Raw genomic sequence first — 21,048 nt, forward strand, 5'->3', positions numbered from 1 at the left:
GTGTTTGTCAGCGCAGGACCGAGTACAACGCCGATGTGAGGGAGGCGCGCGCGTCGTCCTGGTCGATCGACCACATCATCGACCCGCCCAGCCCCTTGAGCCGGATGTAGGCCGCTTTCTGCAGCATCATCGCCGGATCGTCGTACGACCAGAACTCGTTGCCGTCGTAGAGCCACATCGCCCCGGTGCGCAGGTCCCGGTAGCGCTTGCCGGGCTTGTTCACCAGGTCCTTGTAGTCCTCGCTGCCCGGGGCCCACTTGCCCGGAGCTGGTCCGGTGGCGGGCTTGTAGAGGCCGTCACCGCCGCCGGTCACGCCGGTCCAGCCCTGGCCGTAGGCGGGGACGCCGACCACGATCTTGCGTGCGGGCGCCCCGCGGGTCAGGTAGTCGCGGACGGTCTGGTCGACGCTGTACTTCACCGGGTTCGGATCCCGCCGGTCGGTGAACAGGTTGCCGTTGTGCCCGGTCTGCGGCTCCCAGGTGCCGTGCAGGTCGTAGCCCTGGATGGTGGCGAAGTCGAGCTGGCTGAAGACGCGCCGTACCTCGAAGCCGGCGTCGATCTTGGCGGCGGCGGCCGGCAGGAAGGCCGTCAGTTGCGCGGCCCTCGAGTAGGCCTTGAGCTGCGAGCGCAGCTCCTCCACGAAGAGCGTGAAGTTCTGCTTGTCCTCGGGGCGGATGATGTTCCCCTCGGCCCCGGACGAGCCGGGCCACTCCCAGTCCAGGTCGATCCCGTCGAACACGCCGGCCCCCGCGCCCGGCTCCAGCCCCGGCAGGTCACCGCGCAGCCACAGGTCGACGCAGGAGCGCGCCAGCTTGGCGCGCGACTCGGCGGTGAGCACGGCGTCGGAGAAGTACTTCGAGCCGGTCCAGCCGCCCAGCGAGATCATCACCTTGAGCCCCGGGTGCTTGGCCTTGAGCTTGCGCAGCTGGTTGAGGTTGCCGTTCAGGGCCTGTCCCGGCGCGTCGGCCACGCCGTCCACGCTCTGCTCGGCCGGCACCGGCCGCTGCCAGTCCGCCCACGGGTCTGCCGAATAGCAGGTTCCCTCGGCGTTGACGAACCCGAACGCGTAGTTGAGATGCGTGAGCTTGGCGGCCGCACCCGTGGTGTCCACGTCCTTGACGTGGTAATTGCGGGCGTAGACGCCCCATTGGATGAAGTACGCGACCCGCTTGAAACCGGTCTGGGCCTCGGCGGGCACGGAGACCGCCGAGAGCCCCAGCAAGAGCGAGAGCGTGATCAGGATCTTCTTCTTCACCGAGCGTCTCCCGGAGGTCAACTTATAGGAAACTTTCCTAATAAGTTGTGCCGATCGTAGAGCGCTCACATCCAGGGCGTCAACGATCGGCGCCAGGGGAGCCGCGGCTCTTATGACCGGCGTGGAGCACTCTTGCGGACGGGCAAACTGGAAGATGTGCCATCCACCTTGCCTGACGGCGATCCCGTGCCCACCTCGGGCGAGCTGCCCGACAGCGCCCTGAGCGACCTCGGCGAGCGTCCGTTCGGCTTTTACGTCCATGTGCCGTTCTGCGTGACCCGCTGCGGCTACTGCGACTTCAACACCTACACCGCCGCCGAGCTGGGCCCCGGCGCCTCGCGCCAGGACTACGCGGAAACGGTCGTCGAGGAGGTCCGCCTCGCGCGCCGCGTCCTGGGCGACGCCGAGCTGCCGGTGGAGACGGTGTTCTTCGGCGGCGGCACACCCACCCTGCTGCCTCCCGAGGACTTGGCCAGGATCCTGGCCGCGATCGACTCCGAGTTCGGGCTGCGGCCGGGGGCCGAGGTCACGACGGAGGCCAACCCGGAGTCCGTGGACCCCGCCTCGCTGGACAAGCTCCGCCACGGCGGTTTCAACCGGATCAGCTTCGGCATGCAGAGCGTACGCGAGCACGTGCTCCAGGTCCTCGACCGCAGGCACACACCGGGCCGGCCGGCCGCGGCCGTGCGGGAGGCGAGAGAGGCCGGGTTCGAGCACGTCAACCTGGACCTCATCTACAGCACACCCGGCGAGACCGACGACGACTGGAGGGCCTCGCTGGCCGCGGCGATCGAGGCCGGGCCCGACCACGTGTCGGCGTACTCGCTGATCGTCGAGGAGGGCACCAGGCTCGCCGCCAGGATCAGGCGCGGCGAGCTGCCGATGCCCGACGACGACGTGGCCGCCGACCGCTACCTGATCGCCGACCGGATGCTGGCCGAGGCCGGGTTCCAGTGGTACGAGGTGTCCAACTGGGCCACGTCCGACGGCGCGTGTTGCCGGCACAACCTGCTCTACTGGACCGGCGGCGACTGGTGGGCGGCCGGCCCTGGCGCGCACAGCCACGTCGGCGGCACGCGCTGGTGGAACGTCAAGCACCCGGCCGCCTACGCGCAGCGGCTGGCCGCGCAGTCCTCGCCCGCGCACGCCCGTGAGGTGCTCGACGAGGAGGCCCGCGCCGACGAGCGGCTCATGCTGGAGCTGCGGCTGGCGTCCGGCTATCCGCTCGCCGAGGTGGCGCCGGGCGCGCGTACGGCCGTGGCCGCCGCGCTGGCGCGCGGCCTGCTGGAGCCCGAGCCGTTCAAGTCCGGCGTGATGGTGCTCACGCTGCAGGGGCGGTTGCTGGCCGACGCGCTCGTCAGGGACCTGCTCGTTTAGGTGATCAGGCGGAGGGCGAACGGGTAGCGGTAGTTCTGGCCCTTGTTCGTCGCCATGGCGGCCTGGATGTGGAAGATCAGGGACAGGATCCAGACCACCGGGAGCAGGAGGGCGCCGATGAAGACGATCACCAGGATGCCCGAGATGGCGTAGCCGATGAACATCGTGATCTGGAAGTTGAGCGCCTCGGCCGCCTGGTCCCTGACGTAAGGGGACTCGTCCTTCTTCATCAGGTAGATGATCAGCGGTCCGAGCCAGGAGGCGAGCAGGCCGAGCAGGTGGGCCAACATGGCCATTGTGGTGTCGTCGGTGCCGGGGCGAGGGCCGAACCGGCCGGGGATGTACGGCTCGCCGGGGGCCTGGGCGTAACCGTAGCCGGGCGGTTGGTGAGGCGCGGACCCGTAACCGGGCTGACCCCCGTAACCGCCTGACTGGGGTTGGCCGTAGCCGGGCGCCTGCTGACCATGGCCAGGCGGCTGCTGACCGTAGCCCGGCTGCGATCCAGGCTGCTGTCCGTAGCCGTAGCCCGGCTGCGATCCAGGCTGCTGTCCGTAGCCGTAGCCCGGCTGCGATCCAGGCTGCTGTCCGTAGCCCGGCTGGGACCCCGGTTGCTGTCCGTAGCCGTAGCCGGGCTGGGAGCCGGGTTGCTGGGGGCCAGAGCCCTGGGACGGCGGGACGTCCGACGGGGCTACGTACCGAGTCGCGTCGTCGTCGGGCGGCGGCTGCGCCGGGTCCTGGGTCATGATGCCTCCGTTACGAAGTCGATCAGTTCCTCGACCCGGCCGAGCAGCTCCGGCTCCAGGTCGGTGTAGGTCGAGACGGCGCCGAGGATGCGCCGCCATGCGTCCGCGGGCTCCATGCGCCAGCCCAGGGCGGCGATCACGCCTTCTTTCCACGGCACGCCGCGCGGCACGTCGGGCCAGGCCGGGATGCGCAGCACGGACGGTTTGACCGCCTGCCAAATGTCGACGAACGGATGCCCCACCACGAGCACGTCCGGCGAGGTGATCTTGGCGGCGATCCGGCCCTCCTTGGAGCCGGGCACCAGGTGGTCGACCAGCACCCCCAGCCGGCGCCCCGGCTCGGGGCCGAACTCGGCCACGATGGCCGGCAGATCGTCCACGCCCTCCAGATATTCGACCACGACCCCCTCGACGCGCAGGTCATGGCCCCAGATCTTCTCGACGAGGGCGGCGTCGTGCACGCCCTCCACGTAGATCCGGCTCTCCCTGGCCACCCGTGCCCGCAGCCCCTCCACGGCGATGGAGCCCGACGCGCTGCGTCTGGGCGTCGCGGTGGGCGCGGCTGTGGGACGTACGAGGGTCACGGGCTTGCCGTCCAGCAGGAACGCGGCCGGCGCGAGCGGGAACAACCGCCGCCTGCCGAACCGGTCCTCCAGCGTGACGGCCTCCTTGTCACAGGCCACCACCGCGCCGCAGAAGCCGCTGTCGGCGTCCTCCACGACGAGGTCCGGCTCGGCGGGCACTTTCGGGATCTTGCCCTTGCCCGGCCGCCGCCAATTGCCCGCCAGCACATCGCCCTCGTACACACGGGGACCGTAGCAAATCACCCGCCGACCGCAAGGCGCTTGCGCGCAGAGCTACGGCGCATGAGGACGACGACGGTGGCGACGATCGCGAGGAGGATTCCGGCGCCGGGGATCAGGAACAGCGCCACGGTCCCGCCGACGATCCCGCCCGCGGCGGAGGTCACCGGCTTGCCGACGCCGTACTTGACGTTCGCCGTCTCCTGGTTGGTGCAGGTCAGCTGGTAGTCGCCCTTGCTCGGCGCGTTGATCACGAGGATCTGCTCCCACGTCACGCTGCCGACTGTGAGCGACTGGCTGCCGCTGGTCTCGGCGAGCCTGGCCTGGCCGGAACCGCCGGAGATCTCGCACTCGTAGTTGATCCGCGTGTTGGTGGCGACGTAGACGGCCGGCTTGTCGGCCGGGTCGACGGTCACCGTGATGCTTTCGCCGGGCGAGAACGTCTTGGTGGGGGCCGCATCGGTCACGCTGCCGAGCACCCCGCCGACGAAGATGACGACGCCGACGATCCCGCAGACCACGGCCACGCCCCAGGCCGCCGCCAGCCACCACAGGCTGGGCTTTATGGCTTTGGAATTGATGTGCGGGGGGAATTGGGGCTGTTGGCCCTCCGGGCCATATTGGCCGTACTGAGGTGGCTGTCCGTACTGGGGAGTGGTGCCGTACTGCGGCGGCGGCCCCCATCCTGGCTGGGAGCCCGGTTGGGGCCCGTAGCCGGGCTGGGAGCCCGGTTGCGGTCCGTAGCCGGGCTGAGTGCCGGGCTGAGGTCCGTAACCCGGCTGAGGCGGTTGTGGCTGACCGTGGTAGGGGTCGTGTCCTGGAGGTGGCCCGTACGACGGCGGTTGCGAATTGTCCGACATGTCGGCAAGTGTGGGCCCTGTCGCTTGTAAGCCGCTAGCAACAGGATGGGAGCCGGTGTTATCGCACCTTGTGGGCGAGAGCCGTACACTTGGCACTCGGGAACACAGAGTGCTAGACACGTCGTTCCTGAAGGAAGAGGGCAGGAGGTGAGCACGTGCTCGACGATCGGAAATTGGCGGTGCTCCGCGCCATTGTCGAAGACTACGTGTCCACCAACGAACCGGTGGGCTCCAAGGCGCTGGCCGAGCGCCACAACCTGAAGGTCTCCCCGGCGACGGTCAGAAACGACATGGCCGCGCTGGAGGAGGAAGGCTACATCACACAGCCGCACACCAGCGCGGGACGCGTGCCGACGGACAAGGGATACCGCCTGTTCGTCGACCGGCTCTCGCAGATCAAGCCGCTGTCGGGAGCCGAGCGCAGGGCGATCGAGACCTTCCTCGCCGGCGCGGTGGACCTCGATGACGTGGTCACCCGCACCGTGCGGCTGCTCGCGCAGCTGACCAGGCAGGTGGCGGTCGTGCAATACCCGACATTGACGCGCTCGACGGTCCGGCACGTCGAGCTGGTGCCGCTGAACGACCGGCGGGTCATGCTCGTGCTGATCACCAATACCGGCCGCGTCGAGCAGCGCGTGATCGAGCTGCCCGAGGTGGTGGAGGACAACCGCATCGCGCATCTGCGTGCGGTGCTCAACGCCTGCCTCGACGGATGCGGCCTGAGCAACGTGCCCGAGCTGGTCGCCGACCTGCCGGAGCGGCTGCCGGTCGAAGACCGGCCCGCGGTGGCGACAATCTTGTCGGTGCTGCTCGAGACCCTGGTGGAACGGCACGACGAGAAGATCGTGTTCGCCGGCGCGGCCAACCTCGCCGGCGCCGACTTCTCCACCGGCCTGCGTGACGTGCTGGAGGCGCTGGAGGAGCAGGTCGTGCTCATGCGGCTGCTCGGCGAGACGTCCTCGGACACCCCCTCCGCGCTCACCGTCCGCATCGGTTCGGAAAACCCTTACCTACGCGGCACATCCGTCGTCGCGACCGGATACGGTTCTGGCGACAACCAACTGGCCAGGCTCGGCGTGCTGGGGCCGACCAGGATGGACTATCCCGTGACGATGGGCGCCGTGCGTGCGGTGGCTCGCTACGTCAGCCAGATCCTGGCTGCATCATAAGAGGTCGATAAGTGGCAAACAGCGATTACTACGCCACCCTCGGGGTGCGCCGTGACGCCAGTCAGGACGAGATCAAGAAGGCATACCGCCGCCTCGCACGCGAGCTGCACCCCGACGTGAACCCTGACCCTGAGACCCAGGAGCGGTTCAAGGAGATCACGCAGGCCTACGAGGTGCTGTCGGACCCGAACAAGCGCCAGATGTACGACCTGGGCGGGGACCCCTTCGCCGGCGCGGGAGCAGGAGCGGGCGCCGCGGGCTTCGGAGCCGGCTTCCCGTTCAGCGACATCATGGACGCCTTCTTCGGCTCGGCGGCCGGCACCCGAGGGCCGCGCTCGCGGGCGCGCCGGGGCCGCAACGCCACCATCCGCGTCGAGCTCGACCTGCGCGAGACGGCGTTCGGCACCACTCGCGAGCTGGTCGTCGACACGGCGGTGCTCTGCGAGGTCTGCCACGGGGCCGGCGCCGCGCCGGGCACGCACCCCGACACCTGCGACATGTGCAACGGACGCGGCGAGATCTCCCAGGTCACCCGCTCGTTCCTGGGCCAGGTCATGACCTCGCGGCCGTGCCCGCAGTGCGGCGGCTTCGGCACCATCATCCGCCACCCCTGCCAGGAGTGCTCCGGCGACGGCCGGGTGCGCACCCGCCGTACGATCAAGGTCCGCATCCCCGCGGGCGTGGAGGACGGCACCCACATCCAGCTCGCCGGCGAGGGCGAGGTCGGCCCTGGCGGCGGCCCGCCCGGAGACCTGTTCCTGGAGATCGTCGAGCGGGCCCACGAGATCTTCGAACGGCGCGGTGACGACCTCCACTGCACCGTCCAGATCCCGATGACGGCCGCCGCGCTCGGCACCGTGCTCGTGGTCGAGACGCTCGACGGCTCCGAGGAGATCGACGTCCGCCCGGGCACCCAGTCCGGCCAGGTCATCACCATGTTCGGGCGCGGCGTGCAGCGGCTCAACGAGTCCGGCAGGGGCGACCTGCTGATCCACGTCAACGTCGAGACCCCGACCCGGCTCGACACCGCGCAGGAGGACCTGCTGAAGGAGCTGGCCAAGCAGCGGGGCGAGGAGCGGCCGCCGGGCAAGTTCGCGCCGGGTCAGCAGGGCTTCTTCTCGCGGCTGCGCGACGCGTTCAACGGCCGGTGACCGTACCCGTCTTCCTCTCGGAGGAGCTCGACGGGCCCGAGCTGACGCTCGGCGGCCCGGAGGGGCGGCACGCGGCCTCCGTACGCCGCCTGCGGGCCGGTGAGCGCGTCGACCTCACCGACGGAGCCGGCGCGGTCGCCGAATGCGTCGTACGCGAGGTGCTCAAGGACGCGCTCAGGCTCGACGTGCTGGCCCGCTACCGGGTCGAAGCGCCCCAGCCGCGGCTCGTCGTCGTCCAGGGGCTGCCCAAGGGTGACCGGGGCGAGATGGCGGTCGAGATGATGACCGAGGCGGGCGTGGACGTGATCGTGCCCTGGTCGGCCTCGCGCAGCATCACCCAGTGGAAGGGCGACAAGGTCGCCAAAGGCCTCGCCCGCTGGCGCTCCACCGCACGCGAGGCGGGCAAGCAGGCACGCAGGTTCCATCTGCCAGAGGTGACCGAGCTCGCCTCCACCGCGCGCGTCGAGGCGCTGCTGGCCGGCGCGGGGCTGGGGCTGGTGTTGCACGAGGAGGCGGCCGAGCCGCTGTCCGGCATGGAGCTGCCCGCGGGCGGCGACATCGTGATGGTCGTGGGGCCAGAGGGGGGCGTCTCGGAGGAAGAGCTGGCCAGGTTCCAGGCGGCCAAGGCCGTGCCCGTGCTCCTCGGGCCCACGGTCCTGCGGACCTCCACGGCGGGGGTGGCGGCGGCGGCCGTGCTGCTCGCGCGTACCGGACGCTGGTGACGCACTCAGGACGGGCCGGTGACGTCTCAGGGCGTGTGAGAGGCGTCCACGAGCGGGCTGGCCAGCTCAGTGGGCCCGTCGGTCGTGTCGTCGGGCGGGCACTCCTCCAGCGGGCACGCGGAAGGCTTCGTGGTGGACTCCACGTCCGACGGCGTCGGCGTGGGGGAGGCCGTCGGGCACTGCTCGGCCGTCTCGGCCTGGGAGGGGCACGGGGTGGACGTGGGCTTGGGGCTCTTCGACGGCCTGCTGGTCGAGTTCGCCGTCTTCGCCGGTCGCGGAGTCGGGGACGGGGATTCCGCGGGAACCACGGCCGGGTTCCGCTCAGGGGTCGGCTCCGGGGGCGGCGGCTGCTGCGAGCGGGTCGTGGAGGAGTTGGACGGCACCTTGGAGGTGGTCTCGTTCTCGACCGGCTGGAAGGTCTGCTGTTCGATGATCTGCGAGCGCAGCCCGGGGACGGCCATCACGATCGCCCCCGCCACCAGCACGGCACTGGCGGCGGCCGCACCCGCACGCCACCAGAACAGGTTACGTACGCCGCGCCGCTCGATCCGGGCGCGGATGATCTCCAGTCCGTCCGGCGAGGGCACGACCGCGTCCGCCTCCGCGCGGAGCGCACGGCGGAGGAGGTCGCCGTGCTCGTCGGGGGGCTGGGTCATGACATTTTCTCCAGGACGGATCGCAAGGCGGCCATGCCACGTGCGGTGTGGCTCTTGACCGCGCCCTTGCTGATGCCCATGGCGTGGGCGATCTCAGCTTCGGACAGATCACCGTAATACCGCAGGACCAGTGCTTCTCTCTGTCGGGTCGGCAGGGCACGTAACGCCTCGATGACGGCGGAGCGTTCCAGCTCGCCGATCGCGCCGTTCTCGGCGCTCGGGGCGTCCGGCAGGCCCTTGGGAGCGTACTTCTCGACGACCGCGCGGTGACGCAGCACGGAACGGGACCGGTTGACGACGGATTGACGGAGGTAGGCGAGTGCTTTGTCGGGGTCACGCAGCCTACGCCATGCGCCATGGATGGCGACGAACGCATCCTGCACGACCTCCTCAGCGGTTGCTATGTCGCGCACGAGCAACACAGCGAGACGCACCAATGACCGGAAGTGCGCACTGTACAGCGCGGTAACGGCCATGTCGGCATCCCACCCGACTGGCACCGCCCCCATCGACCTGTCGGCCAGAAGGGTTTCGGTGGTCACATCAGTGGGACGCGCGGCCTTCCCAGTGGGTTTACGCTCTTCCGGTTCTTGAGGTTTCCCCGGTTCCTTAGGGTGCATTACGCCAGTCGTGTCCTCGCCAGGTGGCGCTCGCCCGACCCTGAATCGTCTTTTGTTCTGAAGTGTCGCACACACACCCTAACCGCGCGGATCTTCTCACGCACGACACTGACGATTACCGATTCGCAACGGACTCTCCAACGGAAGGGGGCTCGATAGGGTGCTGCTGTGAACGAGTGCCTCTTCTGCAAAATCGTTGCCAAGGAGATTCCCGCCGAGATCGTCTACGAAAGCGGCAGGACACTGGCGTTCCGCGACACCAATCCGCAGGCTCCCACCCACGTGCTGGTGATCCCGAAAGGCCACCACCCCACCGCGGCCGCGCTGGCCGACGCGGACGACGGGCTCGCCGACGACGTGCTCAAGACCGCCCACGCGGTGGCCGTGCAGGAGGGCGTGGCCGACGGCGGCTACCGGATCGTCTTCAACACCGGCCCGGGCGCCGGCCAGACCATTTTCCACGTGCATGCCCATGTCCTGGGCGGGCGCGACCTGACCTGGCCGCCAGGGTGATATTGAGGAGAGCAATCCGCCCGGCCCCGGATACCATGGGCGGAGAAGCACACCGAAAGAGACCGGGAGGCATCAGGCCGCTGGCCTGCCCATGTCCGAACTACACGAATCCCGACGCACGGCACCTCCCTCGCGCACTCAAGCCAAGGTGCTGATTCCGGACGAATACCCGATGGTCAGCCTCCTCGGCTCCCGCGACGAGCTGCTACGCGTCATCGAGGGCGCTTTCAGGGCCGACATCCACGTACGGGGCAACGAGATCACCGTGACCGGCAGCCCCGATGAGAGCGGCACCGTGGTGCGGCTCTTCGAAGAGCTCGTCGAAGTGCTGCGCAGCGGCGGCGAGCTCACCCCCGACGCGGTCGAGCGCAGCATCGCCATGCTCCGCATGACCTCCGACCGCCCCGCCGAGGTGCTGTCCCTCGACATCCTGTCCTCGCGCGGGCGCACGATCAGGCCGAAGACCGTCAACCAGAAGCGCTACGTCGACGCCATCGACAAGCACACGGTCGTGTTCGGCATCGGCCCGGCCGGCACCGGCAAGACCTATCTCGCCATGGCCAAGGCCGTGCGGGCGCTGCAGGAGAAGCGGGTCAACCGGATCATTCTCACCCGCCCCGCCGTCGAGGCGGGGGAGCGGCTGGGCTTCCTGCCCGGCACGCTCTATGAGAAGATCGACCCCTACCTGCGGCCGCTCTACGACGCGCTGCACGACATGCTCGACCCGGACTCCATCCCCAAGCTGATGGCCAACGGCACCATCGAGGTCGCGCCGCTCGCGTACATGCGGGGCCGCACGCTGAACGACGCGTTCATCATCCTCGACGAGGCGCAAAACTCCTCGGCCGAGCAGATGAAGATGTTCCTCACCCGGCTCGGTTTCAACTCCAAGATCGTGGTGACTGGTGACGTGACGCAGGTGGATCTGCCCTCGGGCACGGTGAGTGGGCTTCGGGTGGTCCAGGAGATCCTTGACGGCATCGAGGACATCCACTTCTCCCGGCTGACCAGCGCCGACGTGGTGCGTCACAAGCTGGTGAGCGAGATCGTGGACGCCTACGGACGCTACGACGCCTCACTGGCCGCCCAGGAGCCCAAGCAGATCCAGCACCGGGGGAAGCGGCGACCGTGAGCATCGAGATCAACAACGAGTCCGGCGTCGGGGTCGACGAAGAGGGCCTCGTGGCGCTGGCCGCTCACGTGCTCGGCGAGATGGGCATCAACCCGCTTGCCGAGCTGTCCGTCGTCGTCGTCGACGAGGGTGCCATGGCGGAGCTGCACGAGAAGTGGATGGGCGAGCCCGGCCCGACCGACGTGCTGGCCTTCCCGATGGACGAGCTGCGCCCCGGTGGCGGCGCGCGTGGCGACGTTGAGAGTCCGACTGACCCCGCGCTTCTCGGAGACGTCGTGCTCTGTCCGCAGGTGGCCGCCAGGCAGGCGAAGGAGGCGGGGCACGGCACGGCCGACGAGCTCGAGCTGCTGTGCACCCACGGCATCCTGCACCTGCTCGGCTACGACCATGCGGAGCCGGAGGAGCACAAGGAGATGTTCGGCCTCCAGGCGCAGCTCCTGGAGTCGTGGCAGGAGGTGCGCAACCCGCGGTGAACGGCTGGTTGCTGTCAGCCATCGCCCTCGTGATCATCGGTGGCCTGATCGCCAGTGCGGAAACGGCGCTGACGCGCATCTCCAGGGTGCGCGCCGAGGAGTTCGTCCGGGACGGCAGGCGGGGCGCGGCCCGGCTGCAGGCCATCGTGACCGACCCGTCGCGCTACCTCAACCTGCTCCTGCTGCTGCGGCTGAGCTGTGAGCTGATCGCCACGGTCATCGCGACGCTGCTGTTCATCGACGTCATGCACGACCAGGGCTGGGCCTACGTGTGGGCCGCGGTCGTGATGATCGTGATCAGCTACGTGGTGGTCGGGGTCATGCCCCGTACGCTGGGCCGTCAGCACGCCGAGCCGGTCGCGCTGGCCAGCGCGCCCATCGTGTACGGCCTGACGCGCATCTTCGGCCCCCTTCCCAAGCTGCTGATCCTGCTGGGCAATGCGCTGACACCGGGCAAGGGGTTCCGCGACGGGCCGTTCACCTCCGAGGCGGAGCTGCGCGACCTGGTGGACCTGGCGGAGGAACGCCGGGTGATCGAGCCCGACGAGCGCGAGATGATCCACTCCGTCTTCGAGCTGGGCGACACGCTGGTGCGCGAGGTCATGGTGCCGCGCACCGACATGGTCTACATCGAGCGCGGCAAGAGCATCAGCCAGTCTCTGTCGCTGGCGCTGCGCAGCGGCTTCTCCCGCATGCCGGTCGTAGGCGAGAACGAGGACGACGTCGTCGGCATCGCCTACCTCAAGGACATCGCCCGCAAGATCCACGAGTCGGGCGAGGGCGGTGGCAAGGAGCCGGTCGAGTCGATCATGCGTCCGGCCGCGTACGTGCCCGAGAGCAAGCCCATCGACCAGCTGATGCGGGAGATGCAGGCCAGGCAGATCCACATCGCCATCGTCATCGACGAATACGGTGGCACCGCCGGTCTGGTCACGATCGAGGACGTGCTGGAGGAGATCGTCGGTGAGATCACCGACGAGTACGACCAGGAGGCGCCGCGCGTCGAGCCTGTTCCCGACGGTGGCCTGCGGGTGACGGCCCGGATGCCCGTCGACGAGCTGGCCGAGCTGTTCGGCGTCAATATCGAGGTCGACGATGTGGAGACCGTGGGCGGGCTGCTGGCCCACGCCCTCGGCCGGGTGCCGATCGCCGGGTCCCACGCTGAGGTGGCCGGGCTGTCACTCACCGCGGAGACCCTCGCGGGCCGCCGCAACCGCATCAGCACCGTGGTGGCCCGCCGCGTCACGCCCCCGGAGGACGAGGCCGTCCCGGCCGCGGCCGAACGCGACTAGCGTCGTTGGCCGTGCGTCGCCGGGACCCGCCGGCGGCGCTGCTCCGCCGTACCTCGGTGCTGGTCCCTTGGGGGAAAGAGGGACGCAGGCGCTGGGCGCGGCGACATGTGGCAGGAGGGTCCGCACGTGCGGGGGAGTCCTGGTCGGGAGGGCCGGCGCGGGTGAGAAGTCCTGATCCGGGGGAAGATCGGTCTGTGGGATGGCCTGTGGACGAATGTGGATGGATACCGCAAGCGTTCTACAAGTCTTCTGCAAGCGACCTCCGGCACTCTCAAATCACGACATCCAGTGCGGTGGGTGTCAGAGGGGAAGCATCCGATCGCCGGGTGGGGTTCGCGGCGAGAGGATGGATCCAGGGGGGACGACAGCGTCCCGGTCGGGCGGCCGACTGAGACGCTGATCGGCGTAAAGGGTGTTCTCATCCGGAAAACCGGATGGGGGCACCCTTTTTGCGTGTTGGTGGGAGCTCCGATGGATTGGTGCATTAATCGGCGGGGGAGGCTTCGCGCCAGGGGGGATCATGAGACGAAGACAGGGGACCATCGCCTGCGCTCTGCTTGCCTGCACCCTGGCGGGATGCGGCGGCGAAGGCGCGGAGAGCTTCATCGACCCGAGCGCCATGGCCCAGCTGCGCGAGGCGGTCAGCAAGAAGCCGCCGATGCCTGACGGGTTCACAGCCCGGCCGGAGCAGGCGTGGCGGATGCCGTTCGGCCCCGCGGACCAGAACTGCCGGGCGCTGCTCGAACCGGCAGGCGGGCACGCTCCCACGCACGCGCTGACCGCCCAGGCGGCGGTCAGCTTCCAGGGGGACAGGCTGGGCGAGCAGGCTGGGGTCGGCCTGGCCAAGTACGCGGGCGAGGAGGCCGAGGAGCACCTCGACGCGCTGGCCAGGGCACGGGCGGCGTGCCGGGAGGTACGCACCTCCACCGGCACCGATCTGCGGCTGCACGAGCTGCCGGTCGAAGACGTCGGCGACGAGGCCGTGGCGGCACGGCTGCAGGGCCGGTTGCACGGCTACCCGTACGCGCTCGACGTCGTGCTCTCCCGGGTGGGCGACACGATCGTGTCAGTGGTGCACACCGGCATGAACGACGTGGACAGCACCCGCACGCGCAAGGTGGTCGCGGCGGCCTTGGCCATGGCCGGCGAATAACCTAGTGCCCGTGACTCTCGATCCTGAAGACAGCAAGATCATCACGTTGGCCCGGGCGGCAAGGGCACGTAGCGGCACGGCCGAAGGGGCCGCGGTGCGCGACGAGACCGGGCGCACCTACTCGGCGACCAACGTGGCACTCGCCTCGCTCACGCTGTCGGCGGTGCAGGTGGCGGTGGCCATGGCGATCTCCAGCGGCGCGCGTTCTCTGGAGGCGGTCGCGCTCGTGACCGAGGGCGAGCCGGGCCCCGACGACGCGGCCGTGGCCGCGGAGCTGGGCGTCAAATCGCTGCTCGTGGCGGGCCCCGACGGCACGCTGCGGGGCTGACATGCCGATGTCGCCGTTCCTGGCCAGGTTGCGGGAGAAGGTCGGCTCCGAGTTGCTCATGCTGCCGTCGGTGGCCGGCTACGTGTTCGACGACGCGGGCCGGCTGCTGGTGGCCCGCCACGGCGACGTCGGGCTCTGGGCGGCGCCGGGCGGCGGCATCGACCCCGACGAGCGCCCGCAGGACGCCGTGGTCAGGGAGCTTCAGGAGGAGCTCGGCATCGAGATCGAGGTACGCGGGCTGATCGGCGTCTACGGAGGCCCCGAGTTCCGCACCCAATACCCGAACGGCCACCAGTGCGGCTACGTCATCGCCGTCTACGGATGTGCGCTCGTCTCGGGTGTGCCCGAGCCCGACGGAGACGAGATCACCGGTTACCGATGGGTGACCGAGAAGGAGCTCGGCGAGCTGCGCACGACCGTCTGGACGCCGCTCGTGGCGCCCGAGGCGTTCACCTGGTGGCGTGAACACGCCTGTTGATGGGACAGAATGCAGAATGTGACTTCGCCAGACAGCCATCGCGCCGGATTCGCCTGCTTCGTGGGGAGGCCGAACGTCGGCAAGTCCACGCTGATGAACGCCCTGGTCGGCACCAAGATCGCGATCACCTCCTCCAAACCGCAGACCACCCGGCGGGCCATCAGGGGCATCGTGCACCGCCCCGACGCGCAGCTCGTCATCGTGGACACGCCGGGCCTGCACCGGCCGCGCACGCTGCTCGGCGAGCGGCTCGACAGCCTGGTGTTGTCGACGCTCACCGAGGTGGACGTGATCGGTTTCTGCGTGCCGGCCAACGAGCCGATCGGCAAGGGCGACCGGTTCATCGCCGACAAGCTGTCCGCGGTGAAGAAGACGCCCGTCGTGGCCGTGGTGACCAAGTGCGACCTGGCCTCCAAGGAGCGGATCGCCGAGCAGTTGCTGGCGGTGTCGGAGGTGGCGGAGTTCGCCGCGATCGTGCCGGTGTCGGCGCAGTCGGGCGAGCAGCTCGACGTGGTGGCGGACGTGCTGATCGAGCACCTGCCGGAGTCGCCGCCGCTCTATGAAGGCGGGCAGCTCACCGACGAGCCGGAGCAGGTGCTGGTCGCGGAGCTGATCAGGGAGGCGTCGCTGGAGGGTGTGCGCGACGAGCTGCCGCACTCCATCGCCGTGGTGGTCGACGAGATGTTGCCCCGCGACGGGCGTGACGACCTGCTGGACATCTACGCGCACCTCTTCGTGGAGCGGCCGTCGCAGAAGGCGATCATCATCGGGCACAAGGGGGAGCGGCTGCGCGACGTCGGCACCAGGGCCCGCAAGCAGATCGAGGCGCTGCTGGGCACGCGCGTCTATCTGGACCTGCGGATCAGCGTGCTCAAGGACTGGCAGCGCGACCCCAAGCAGCTGCGGCGGCTGGGCTTCTACGACTGACGCGGGCGCGCCCGGCGGAACAACGCGAGGACCGAGAGCACCACGACCCCGAGCGAGCACGCCAGCGCCGCGAACCAGCCGAGCCTGATCACCGGCGCGACCGACAGCAGCCCCAGGTCGACGGATATCCGGTCCTGCACGCCGCTGCCCTCGGTCACGAACATGACCACCGCCAGCACGGCCACCGCGCCCGGGATGACAGCCAAGGCGGCGAGCCTCGGATGCGCGAACAGCCCGGCCAGGCCGCACGCCAGTGCCGCCAGCCCCGCCACCATCGTGTAGACGCCGAACACGTCGTCGATGCCCCGCACGTCGGCGGCCACTCCGCCGCCGATCAGGCCGATCTTCGCCTCCAGGCCCGCCCAGGGCAGGACCGCGCAGAACACCAGGAGCGCCCCGGCGACGGCCACGGCCAGCGCGTGGCCGCGACGGGTGCCGGGCGGCGCGGGCTTGAGGTCTTCGGCCACACGATCACTGTATGCCGGGGCCGTCCGCCGGGCCACCGTACGCAACGGAGTCATCACCATCGACGCAAGCTGCTCTTTCCCCCCATTCCAGGCGTGAACGCAGCTCCACGGCGTCGCCGGCCAGGGCCGACACCAGCGTGCCCGACGCCGCCAGGGGCAGGACCGCGACCCCGTCGGCCACGAGCGGTTCCTTGGCCGTGGCCGTGAGAAACGTGGTGCCGACGCAGCGGGCCGCGCCGAAAACGGCCGGTGAGGCGTCGAGCGCCGGGTCGCCCACGGTGAACTCCTGCCGGAGCACCGGGCGGCCGGCGCAGGTGACGTCGAAGCGGGCGTGGCAGCGGCCCGGCTCCTCGCCGTACCGGCCGAAGACGATCTCCTCGCGCCACAGCACGCTCGCGTCCGGCTCCAGGGCGAGCCGGACGATCAGGCGATGCTCGCAGCCGGTGGCGAGCACCGTCGGCTCGGGGGCGAAGCGCAGGGTCGCGCCCGCGCCCACCCGGGCGGTGATCAGCATCTCGGACTCGCCCTCGCCCGGCAGGACCAGCGTGCTCGCCACCGAGCCCAGCTCCAGGGTGGTACGGGGGGCGACGTCCACGTCCAGCGCCAATCGGTCGCCACCGAGCGGGCCGGCCGCCGTCGAGACGAGGTGGACGGTGGACGGGCCGGTCTGGCGCAGCGTCAGCGGCGGATCCGAGGCCATCCGGCTGACCATGGTCCTGCCGTCCGCCGACAGCGTGGTGGCCACGGCGGCACACGCCCGCATCGCCCTACGCCCGCCCCGCCCGGCTGGCGATCCGCCGGCACCCGCAGGGCGGGCATGCCCGGCGGACCGCGTGGTCGCGTCTGCTCCGGTCGCTGCGGCGAGCCCCGTGCGCTCGCCGGACCCGGTGGGGCCGGTGGGTGCGGGAGGCATTACGAGACGGCGGTCGCGTGGGCGTGGGACCAGGCCGTCACCCGTTCGGAGACCCAGTCGGCGACGGCGGCGGCAGTGGAGTCCTGCCGGATCGACGTGAACAGCACCGGCCGCGCCCCGCGTACCTTCGCCGCGTCGCGGGCCATCACCCCCAGGTCGGCGCCCACCATCGGGGCCAGGTCGGTCTTGTTGATCACCAGCAGGTCCGCCGTCGTGACCCCGGGACCGCCCTTGCGCGGCACCTTGTCACCACCCGACACGTCCAGGACGAAGATCTGCTCGTCCGCCAGCCCCCGGCTGAACGTCGCCGTCAGGTTGTCGCCGCCGCTCTCCACGATCACCAGGTCCAGCGGCCCGAAACGGTGCTCCAGGGTCTCGACGGCGTCGAGGTTGGCGGCGATGTCGTCGCGGATCGCGGTGTGCGGGCAGCAGCCGGTCTCGACGGCCATGATGCGCTCGGGGTCGAGCACACCGGCCCGGCGCAGGAAGTCGGCGTCCTCGGTGGTGTAGATGTCGTTGGTCACCACGCCGAGGGACAGCGACGGGCCCAGCGTCCGGCACAGCGCGGCCACCAGGGCCGTCTTGCCGCTGCCCACCGGGCCGCCCACGCCGAGCCGCAACGCGCGGCCGCGGCCGTCGGGTGCGTGGTGATGGTCGTCGTGATTGGCTCCCATGTCGGGGTCCTTCCTATGAGACGAACAGCCTGACCTCGGCCTGAGCGTGCTGCTCGGCCAGAAGGTCCAGTGCTGGTGCTGAGTACGCGGGCAACGCCTCCCATTGGGGGGCGAGCTGGGGTGCCGGGTGCGCGTTCGTGGCCGCGAAGTGGCCTTGGGCGGCCACGGCGGTGAGATCGGGCGTGAAGGCGGCCAGCAGCGCGTGCACGGCGACCGGGTCCAGGCCCAGCAGCCGCACCGCCGCCGTGGCCGGGCCGCTGACCGCGTGGTACGCCGCCGCCATGGCCGCCTCCTCGGGCGCGGCCCCCGCCGCGTGCGCGGCCACGCCGAGTGCGATCGGGTGGTGCGGATGTGGGACGGCCTGCGCCAGGTCGTTCAGCACGTTGGACGGCCACACACGCCGGGCGACCCGGAGGAGCAGCCTGCCCTGGGTTCTGGAGGCGTCCCGCTGGGCCGGTGAGGCGGTCCGCGCGTCCACCTCCTCATCGAGCCGCACCCAGGGCGACTCGTCCGCGCCGCCGGCGGATTGCGCGGTGCCGGCGGCCGGGCGGGTGGCCCCCGCGTCCGGCCGGGCGGTGCCCGGGGCTGGGCGGGTGGGCGTACCGGAGGCCTGGAGGGCGGCGGCGGCTGTGAGGGCGGCGGCGAGGGTGCCGGACGTGTGGAGGCGCCCCCGAAGGAAGCGGTCCAGCGACGGCACGTCATGCACCGCCCCCGACGCGACGGCGCGTTCGACCCCGCCCGAGTGGGCGTGGCCGCCGGCCGGCAGGCGGGAGTCGGCGATAAGGAGCAGGGCCGGGTTCATCAGATCAAATACATCGCATCTCGCTGGTCAGAACAGGAAGTAACGCTGTGCCATGGGCAGGCTGGCGGCGGGAGCCGGCTCGATGAGGTCGCCGTCGATGCGGACCTCGAACGTGTCGGGCGCCACCTCGATCCTGGGCAGGGCGTCGTTGAGGGGCATCGAGGACTTGCCACGCCGGCGTACGTCCGCGACCGGGACCAGCCGCCGGCGCACGTCCAGCCGGTCGGCGAGCCCCGAGTCCAGGGCGAGCGGCGCGACGAAGTGCAGCGAGGTGGCCGCGGCCGTGACCGGCGAGGCGCCGAACATGGGCCGGGGCAGCACCGGCTGCGGCGTCGGGATGGAGGCGTTGGCGTCACCCATCTGGGCCCAGGCCACCACGCCGCCCTTGAGCACCAGGTCCGGCTTGACGCCGAAGAAGGCGGGGTCCCAGAGGACGAGGTCGGCGAGCTTGCCGCGTTCGACGGAGCCGACCTCGGAGTCCAGGCCGTGGGCGATGGCCGGGCAGATCGTATATTTCGCGACGTAGCGGCGAGCGCGGAGGTTGTCGGCGGGGCCTGACCCCAGAGCGCCGCGCCGGGCCTTCATCACGTGGGCCGTCTGCCACGTACGGATGATCGTCTCGCCGATCCGCCCCATGGCCTGCGAGTCCGAGCCGATCATCGAGATCGCGCCCATGTCGTGCAGCACGTCCTCGGCGGCCATCGTCGACGGCCGGATGCGCGACTCGGCGAAGGCCAGATCCTCCGGGATCGACGGGTTGAGGTGGTGGCACACCATCAGCATGTCGAGGTGCTCGTCGAGCGTGTTGACGGTGTGCGGCCTGGTCGGGTTGGTGGAGGACGGCAGCACGTTCGAGTACGCGGCGACGCGGATGATGTCGGGCGCGTGCCCGCCGCCCGCCCCTTCGGTGTGGTACGCGTGGATCATCCGATCGCCGATGGCCTTGAGCGTCGACTCGACGAACCCGGCCTCGTTGAGCGTGTCGGTGTGGATCGTCACCTGCACGCCGGACGCGTCGGCCACGCTCAGGCAGGCGTCGATGGCGGCCGGCGTGGTGCCCCAGTCCTCGTGCAGCTTGAAGCCCGAGGCCCCGGCCCTGAGCTGCTCCAGCAGCCCTTCGCCGCTGACCGTGTTGCCCTTGCCGAGCAGCGCGAAGTTCAGCGGGTACGCGTCCAGCGACTCCAGCATGCGGCCCAGATACCACGTCCCGGTGACGGTCGTGGCCTTGGTGCCTTCGACGGGTCCGGTGCCGCCCCCGACGATCGTGGTGACACCGGACCCGATGGCCTCGTCGAGCAGTTGCGGGCAGATCAGGTGGACGTGCGAGTCGACGGCCCCGGCGGTGAGGATCTTGCCGTTGCCTGCCAGCACCTCCGTGGAGGGCCCGATGACGATGTCCACGCCGTTCATCGTGTCCGGGTTGCCGGCCTTGCCGATGGCGTGGATGCGGCCGTCGACGATGCCGACGTCGGCCTTGACCACACCCCAGTGATCGAGGATGACGACACCCGTGATGACCAGGTCGACCGCGCCTTCGGCCCGGGTGGCCAGGCCCTGCCCCATGGACTCGCGGATGACCTTGCCGCCGCCGAAGACGGCCTCGTCGCCGGGACCGGCGGGTCCGATCGACAGGTCCTGGGTGACCTCGATGAACAGGTCGGTGTCGGCCAGCCTGATCTGGTCGCCGGTGGTGGGTCCGTAGAGCGCCGCGTAGCGGGCGCGTGAGATCCGAGCTCCGTCAGTCATCGAGCGGTCCTGCCCACTCCGGCCGCAGCCCCGGGACCACCCGGTTGCCGGCCAGCGGCACCAGCGTCACGTCCCGTTCCACGCCGGGCTCGAACCTGACCGCGGTGCCCGCCGGCACGTCGAGCCGCATGCCCCAGACCGCCTTCCTGTCGAACTCCAGCCCCGGGTTGGCGGCCGCGAAGTGGTAGTGCGACCCCACCTGGATCGGCCGGTCCGCCGTGTTGACCACCCGCACCGTCACCCGCTCGCGCCCGGGGTTGAGCGTGAGCGAGCCGTCGGGGTGCACGTATTCGCCCGGGATCACGGGATCGGCCTGTGCACGGTCACCAGCTTCGTGCCGTCCGGGAACGTGGCTTCGATCTGCACGCTCTCCAGCATTTCCGGCACCCCCTCCATGACGTCGGCCCGGCCGAGCACGGACCGCCCGGCCTCCATGAGCTCGGCCACGGTACGCCCGTCCCTGGCGCCCTCCATGAGGAATGACGCGATGATGGCGGTAGCCTCGGGGTGGTTGAGCCGCAGGCCTCTGGCCTGCCGCTCGCGCGCCACCCCGGCGGCGACGTGGATGAGCAGCCGCTCCTGCTCGTGTGAGGTAAGCCGCATGGCCGGACCATAGGAACCGGCCGTTTCCTGACTGTTGCCGGGTGATGTCGTGTTGGTTTCGCCCTGCGGCCAACGGCCTCATACCGGATTAAGTGCATTTGTGAATGGTTGGCAATGACGTCTTAACTCCAGGGATCTCCTAGGGAAATTCAGCGGAGTCACCTTTCTGGCAGGAACGCCCGGCAGGAAGG

The 21,048-nt window shown here is 70.2% G+C and carries 25 protein-coding genes; 12 read left to right on the forward strand and 13 right to left on the reverse strand.

All coding sequences use genetic code 11. The features are described 5' to 3' along the window. Positions 1 to 7: 7 nt before the first annotated feature. The gene (locus EDD27_RS02370; protein ID WP_127930853.1) at positions 8 to 1,255 is read right to left on the reverse strand and encodes a glycoside hydrolase family 18 protein; all 1,248 of its coding nucleotides are present in this window, start codon (positions 1,253 to 1,255) and stop codon (positions 8 to 10) included. Positions 1,256 to 1,411: 156 nt separating this feature from the next. Here EDD27_RS02370 and hemW point away from each other — a divergent pair, with 156 nt between their 5' ends. Continuing rightward, positions 1,412 to 2,632 (forward strand): radical SAM family heme chaperone HemW, encoded by a 1,221-nt coding sequence (gene hemW, locus EDD27_RS02375; protein ID WP_127930854.1) that lies wholly within the window; start codon positions 1,412 to 1,414, stop codon positions 2,630 to 2,632. Here hemW and EDD27_RS02380 read toward each other — a convergent pair. The 3 genes from EDD27_RS02380 to EDD27_RS56215 are packed head-to-tail and all read right to left on the reverse strand — an operon-like array spanning position 2,629 to position 5,038. Continuing rightward, on the reverse strand, positions 2,629 to 3,375 hold the full coding sequence (locus EDD27_RS02380) for a DUF4870 domain-containing protein (RefSeq protein WP_127930855.1): 747 nt from the start codon (positions 3,373 to 3,375) through the stop codon (positions 2,629 to 2,631). The two genes, hemW and EDD27_RS02380, sit on opposite strands and share 4 nt — an antisense overlap. Next, positions 3,372 to 4,181 carry a DUF3097 domain-containing protein gene (locus tag EDD27_RS02385; protein ID WP_127930856.1) on the reverse strand — a complete coding sequence of 270 codons (810 nt, stop codon included), beginning with the start codon at positions 4,179 to 4,181 and terminating at the stop codon, positions 3,372 to 3,374. The genes EDD27_RS02380 and EDD27_RS02385 overlap by 4 nt, the downstream gene beginning before the upstream one ends. A gap of 17 nt (positions 4,182 to 4,198) precedes the next feature. Continuing rightward, a complete protein-coding gene (locus tag EDD27_RS56215; RefSeq protein WP_241563823.1) occupies positions 4,199 to 5,038 on the reverse strand; it encodes a DUF456 domain-containing protein in 840 nt (279 codons plus the stop codon). Between the two features lie 155 nt (positions 5,039 to 5,193). On the opposite strand from EDD27_RS56215, the gene hrcA reads away from it, so the two are divergent. The 3 genes from hrcA to EDD27_RS02410 are packed head-to-tail and all read left to right on the forward strand — an operon-like array spanning position 5,194 to position 8,080. Further along, positions 5,194 to 6,207, forward strand: a complete 1,014-nt coding sequence (gene hrcA / locus EDD27_RS02400) for a heat-inducible transcriptional repressor HrcA (RefSeq protein WP_127930857.1) — start codon at positions 5,194 to 5,196, stop codon at positions 6,205 to 6,207. A gap of 11 nt (positions 6,208 to 6,218) precedes the next feature. After that, positions 6,219 to 7,358 carry a molecular chaperone DnaJ gene (gene dnaJ / locus EDD27_RS02405; protein WP_127930858.1) on the forward strand — a complete coding sequence of 380 codons (1,140 nt, stop codon included), beginning with the start codon at positions 6,219 to 6,221 and terminating at the stop codon, positions 7,356 to 7,358. After that, on the forward strand, positions 7,355 to 8,080 hold the full coding sequence (locus EDD27_RS02410; protein ID WP_127930859.1) for a 16S rRNA (uracil(1498)-N(3))-methyltransferase: 726 nt from the start codon (positions 7,355 to 7,357) through the stop codon (positions 8,078 to 8,080). Before dnaJ ends, EDD27_RS02410 begins: the two co-directional genes overlap by 4 nt. Before the next feature lie 26 nt (positions 8,081 to 8,106). Here EDD27_RS02410 and EDD27_RS02415 read toward each other — a convergent pair whose 3' ends face one another. Next, complete coding sequence (locus EDD27_RS02415; RefSeq protein ID WP_127930860.1) at positions 8,107 to 8,736, reverse strand: hypothetical protein; 630 nt, start codon at positions 8,734 to 8,736, stop codon at positions 8,107 to 8,109. Then, positions 8,733 to 9,245, reverse strand: a complete 513-nt coding sequence (locus EDD27_RS02420; protein WP_080047132.1) for a SigE family RNA polymerase sigma factor — start codon at positions 9,243 to 9,245, stop codon at positions 8,733 to 8,735. The genes EDD27_RS02415 and EDD27_RS02420 overlap by 4 nt, the downstream gene beginning before the upstream one ends. A 279-nt stretch (positions 9,246 to 9,524) precedes the next feature. On the opposite strand from EDD27_RS02420, the gene EDD27_RS02425 reads away from it, so the two are divergent. The 8 genes from EDD27_RS02425 (at position 9,525) to era (ending at position 15,652) form a co-directional block, all read left to right on the forward strand. After that, complete coding sequence (locus tag EDD27_RS02425; RefSeq protein WP_127930861.1) at positions 9,525 to 9,869, forward strand: histidine triad nucleotide-binding protein; 345 nt, start codon at positions 9,525 to 9,527, stop codon at positions 9,867 to 9,869. Between the two features lie 91 nt (positions 9,870 to 9,960). Continuing rightward, positions 9,961 to 11,001, forward strand: coding sequence for a PhoH family protein (locus tag EDD27_RS02430; RefSeq protein WP_127930862.1), 1,041 nt, complete (start codon positions 9,961 to 9,963; stop codon positions 10,999 to 11,001). Next, positions 10,998 to 11,474 carry an rRNA maturation RNase YbeY gene (ybeY, locus tag EDD27_RS02435; RefSeq protein ID WP_127930863.1) on the forward strand — a complete coding sequence of 159 codons (477 nt, stop codon included), beginning with the start codon at positions 10,998 to 11,000 and terminating at the stop codon, positions 11,472 to 11,474. The genes EDD27_RS02430 and ybeY overlap by 4 nt, the downstream gene beginning before the upstream one ends. Continuing rightward, entirely contained in the window at positions 11,471 to 12,766 is a 1,296-nt protein-coding gene (locus EDD27_RS02440) for a hemolysin family protein (protein WP_127930864.1), read from the forward strand. The genes ybeY and EDD27_RS02440 overlap by 4 nt, the downstream gene beginning before the upstream one ends. 520 nt (positions 12,767 to 13,286) lie before the next feature. Beyond that, positions 13,287 to 13,919: a hypothetical protein gene (locus tag EDD27_RS02445; RefSeq protein WP_127930865.1), complete on the forward strand. Its 633-nt coding sequence runs from the start codon at positions 13,287 to 13,289 to the stop codon at positions 13,917 to 13,919. 10 nt (positions 13,920 to 13,929) lie between these two features. Then, on the forward strand, positions 13,930 to 14,247 hold the full coding sequence (locus EDD27_RS02450; protein ID WP_127930866.1) for a cytidine/deoxycytidylate deaminase family protein: 318 nt from the start codon (positions 13,930 to 13,932) through the stop codon (positions 14,245 to 14,247). 1 nt (position 14,248) lies between these two features. Beyond that, positions 14,249 to 14,725, forward strand: coding sequence for an NUDIX domain-containing protein (locus EDD27_RS02455; RefSeq protein ID WP_127930867.1), 477 nt, complete (start codon positions 14,249 to 14,251; stop codon positions 14,723 to 14,725). A gap of 18 nt (positions 14,726 to 14,743) precedes the next feature. Continuing rightward, entirely contained in the window at positions 14,744 to 15,652 is a 909-nt protein-coding gene (gene era / locus EDD27_RS02460; RefSeq protein WP_421914617.1) for a GTPase Era, read from the forward strand. On the opposite strand, the gene EDD27_RS02465 is transcribed toward era, so the two are convergent. The 7 genes from EDD27_RS02465 to EDD27_RS02495 form a co-directional block, all read right to left on the reverse strand. Next, complete coding sequence (locus EDD27_RS02465; protein WP_127930869.1) at positions 15,643 to 16,119, reverse strand: hypothetical protein; 477 nt, start codon at positions 16,117 to 16,119, stop codon at positions 15,643 to 15,645. The two genes, era and EDD27_RS02465, sit on opposite strands and share 10 nt — an antisense overlap. A gap of 4 nt (positions 16,120 to 16,123) precedes the next feature. After that, positions 16,124 to 16,864, reverse strand: coding sequence for an urease accessory protein UreD (locus EDD27_RS02470; RefSeq protein WP_241563824.1), 741 nt, complete (start codon positions 16,862 to 16,864; stop codon positions 16,124 to 16,126). A gap of 167 nt (positions 16,865 to 17,031) precedes the next feature. Then, a complete protein-coding gene (ureG, locus tag EDD27_RS02475; protein ID WP_127930871.1) occupies positions 17,032 to 17,706 on the reverse strand; it encodes an urease accessory protein UreG in 675 nt (224 codons plus the stop codon). Between the two features lie 13 nt (positions 17,707 to 17,719). Beyond that, on the reverse strand, positions 17,720 to 18,508 hold the full coding sequence (locus EDD27_RS02480) for an urease accessory protein UreF (RefSeq protein WP_127930872.1): 789 nt from the start codon (positions 18,506 to 18,508) through the stop codon (positions 17,720 to 17,722). Between the two features lie 27 nt (positions 18,509 to 18,535). After that, a complete protein-coding gene (locus EDD27_RS02485; RefSeq protein ID WP_127930873.1) occupies positions 18,536 to 20,254 on the reverse strand; it encodes an urease subunit alpha in 1,719 nt (572 codons plus the stop codon). After that, positions 20,247 to 20,558 carry an urease subunit beta gene (locus EDD27_RS02490; RefSeq protein ID WP_127930874.1) on the reverse strand — a complete coding sequence of 104 codons (312 nt, stop codon included), beginning with the start codon at positions 20,556 to 20,558 and terminating at the stop codon, positions 20,247 to 20,249. The genes EDD27_RS02485 and EDD27_RS02490 overlap by 8 nt, the downstream gene beginning before the upstream one ends. Continuing rightward, a complete protein-coding gene (locus tag EDD27_RS02495; protein WP_127930875.1) occupies positions 20,555 to 20,857 on the reverse strand; it encodes an urease subunit gamma in 303 nt (100 codons plus the stop codon). The genes EDD27_RS02490 and EDD27_RS02495 overlap by 4 nt, the downstream gene beginning before the upstream one ends. Positions 20,858 to 21,048 lie beyond the last annotated feature (191 nt).

The organism is Nonomuraea polychroma (assembly GCF_004011505.1).
GTDB lineage: Bacteria > Actinomycetota > Actinomycetes > Streptosporangiales > Streptosporangiaceae > Nonomuraea > Nonomuraea polychroma.

What these genes read in the sequence shown, in the direction of transcription:
- EDD27_RS02380 (WP_127930855.1), bottom strand. Translation starts at nt 3,375, where the DNA reads ATGACCCAGGACCCGGCGCAGCCGCCGCCCGACGACGACGCGACTCGG.
- EDD27_RS56215 (WP_241563823.1), bottom strand. Translation starts at nt 5,038, where the DNA reads ATGTCGGACAATTCGCAACCGCCGTCGTACGGGCCACCTCCAGGACAC.
- EDD27_RS02415 (WP_127930860.1), bottom strand. Translation starts at nt 8,736, where the DNA reads ATGACCCAGCCCCCCGACGAGCACGGCGACCTCCTCCGCCGTGCGCTC.
- EDD27_RS02420 (WP_080047132.1), bottom strand. Translation starts at nt 9,245, where the DNA reads ATGGGGGCGGTGCCAGTCGGGTGGGATGCCGACATGGCCGTTACCGCG.
- EDD27_RS02430 (WP_127930862.1), top strand. Translation starts at nt 9,961, where the DNA reads ATGTCCGAACTACACGAATCCCGACGCACGGCACCTCCCTCGCGCACT.
- EDD27_RS02445 (WP_127930865.1), top strand. Translation starts at nt 13,287, where the DNA reads ATGAGACGAAGACAGGGGACCATCGCCTGCGCTCTGCTTGCCTGCACC.
- EDD27_RS02455 (WP_127930867.1), top strand. Translation starts at nt 14,249, where the DNA reads ATGCCGATGTCGCCGTTCCTGGCCAGGTTGCGGGAGAAGGTCGGCTCC.
- ureG (WP_127930871.1), bottom strand. Translation starts at nt 17,706, where the DNA reads ATGGGAGCCAATCACGACGACCATCACCACGCACCCGACGGCCGCGGC.
- EDD27_RS02480 (WP_127930872.1), bottom strand. Translation starts at nt 18,508, where the DNA reads ATGAACCCGGCCCTGCTCCTTATCGCCGACTCCCGCCTGCCGGCCGGC.
- EDD27_RS02485 (WP_127930873.1), bottom strand. Translation starts at nt 20,254, where the DNA reads ATGACTGACGGAGCTCGGATCTCACGCGCCCGCTACGCGGCGCTCTAC.
- EDD27_RS02495 (WP_127930875.1), bottom strand. Translation starts at nt 20,857, where the DNA reads ATGCGGCTTACCTCACACGAGCAGGAGCGGCTGCTCATCCACGTCGCC.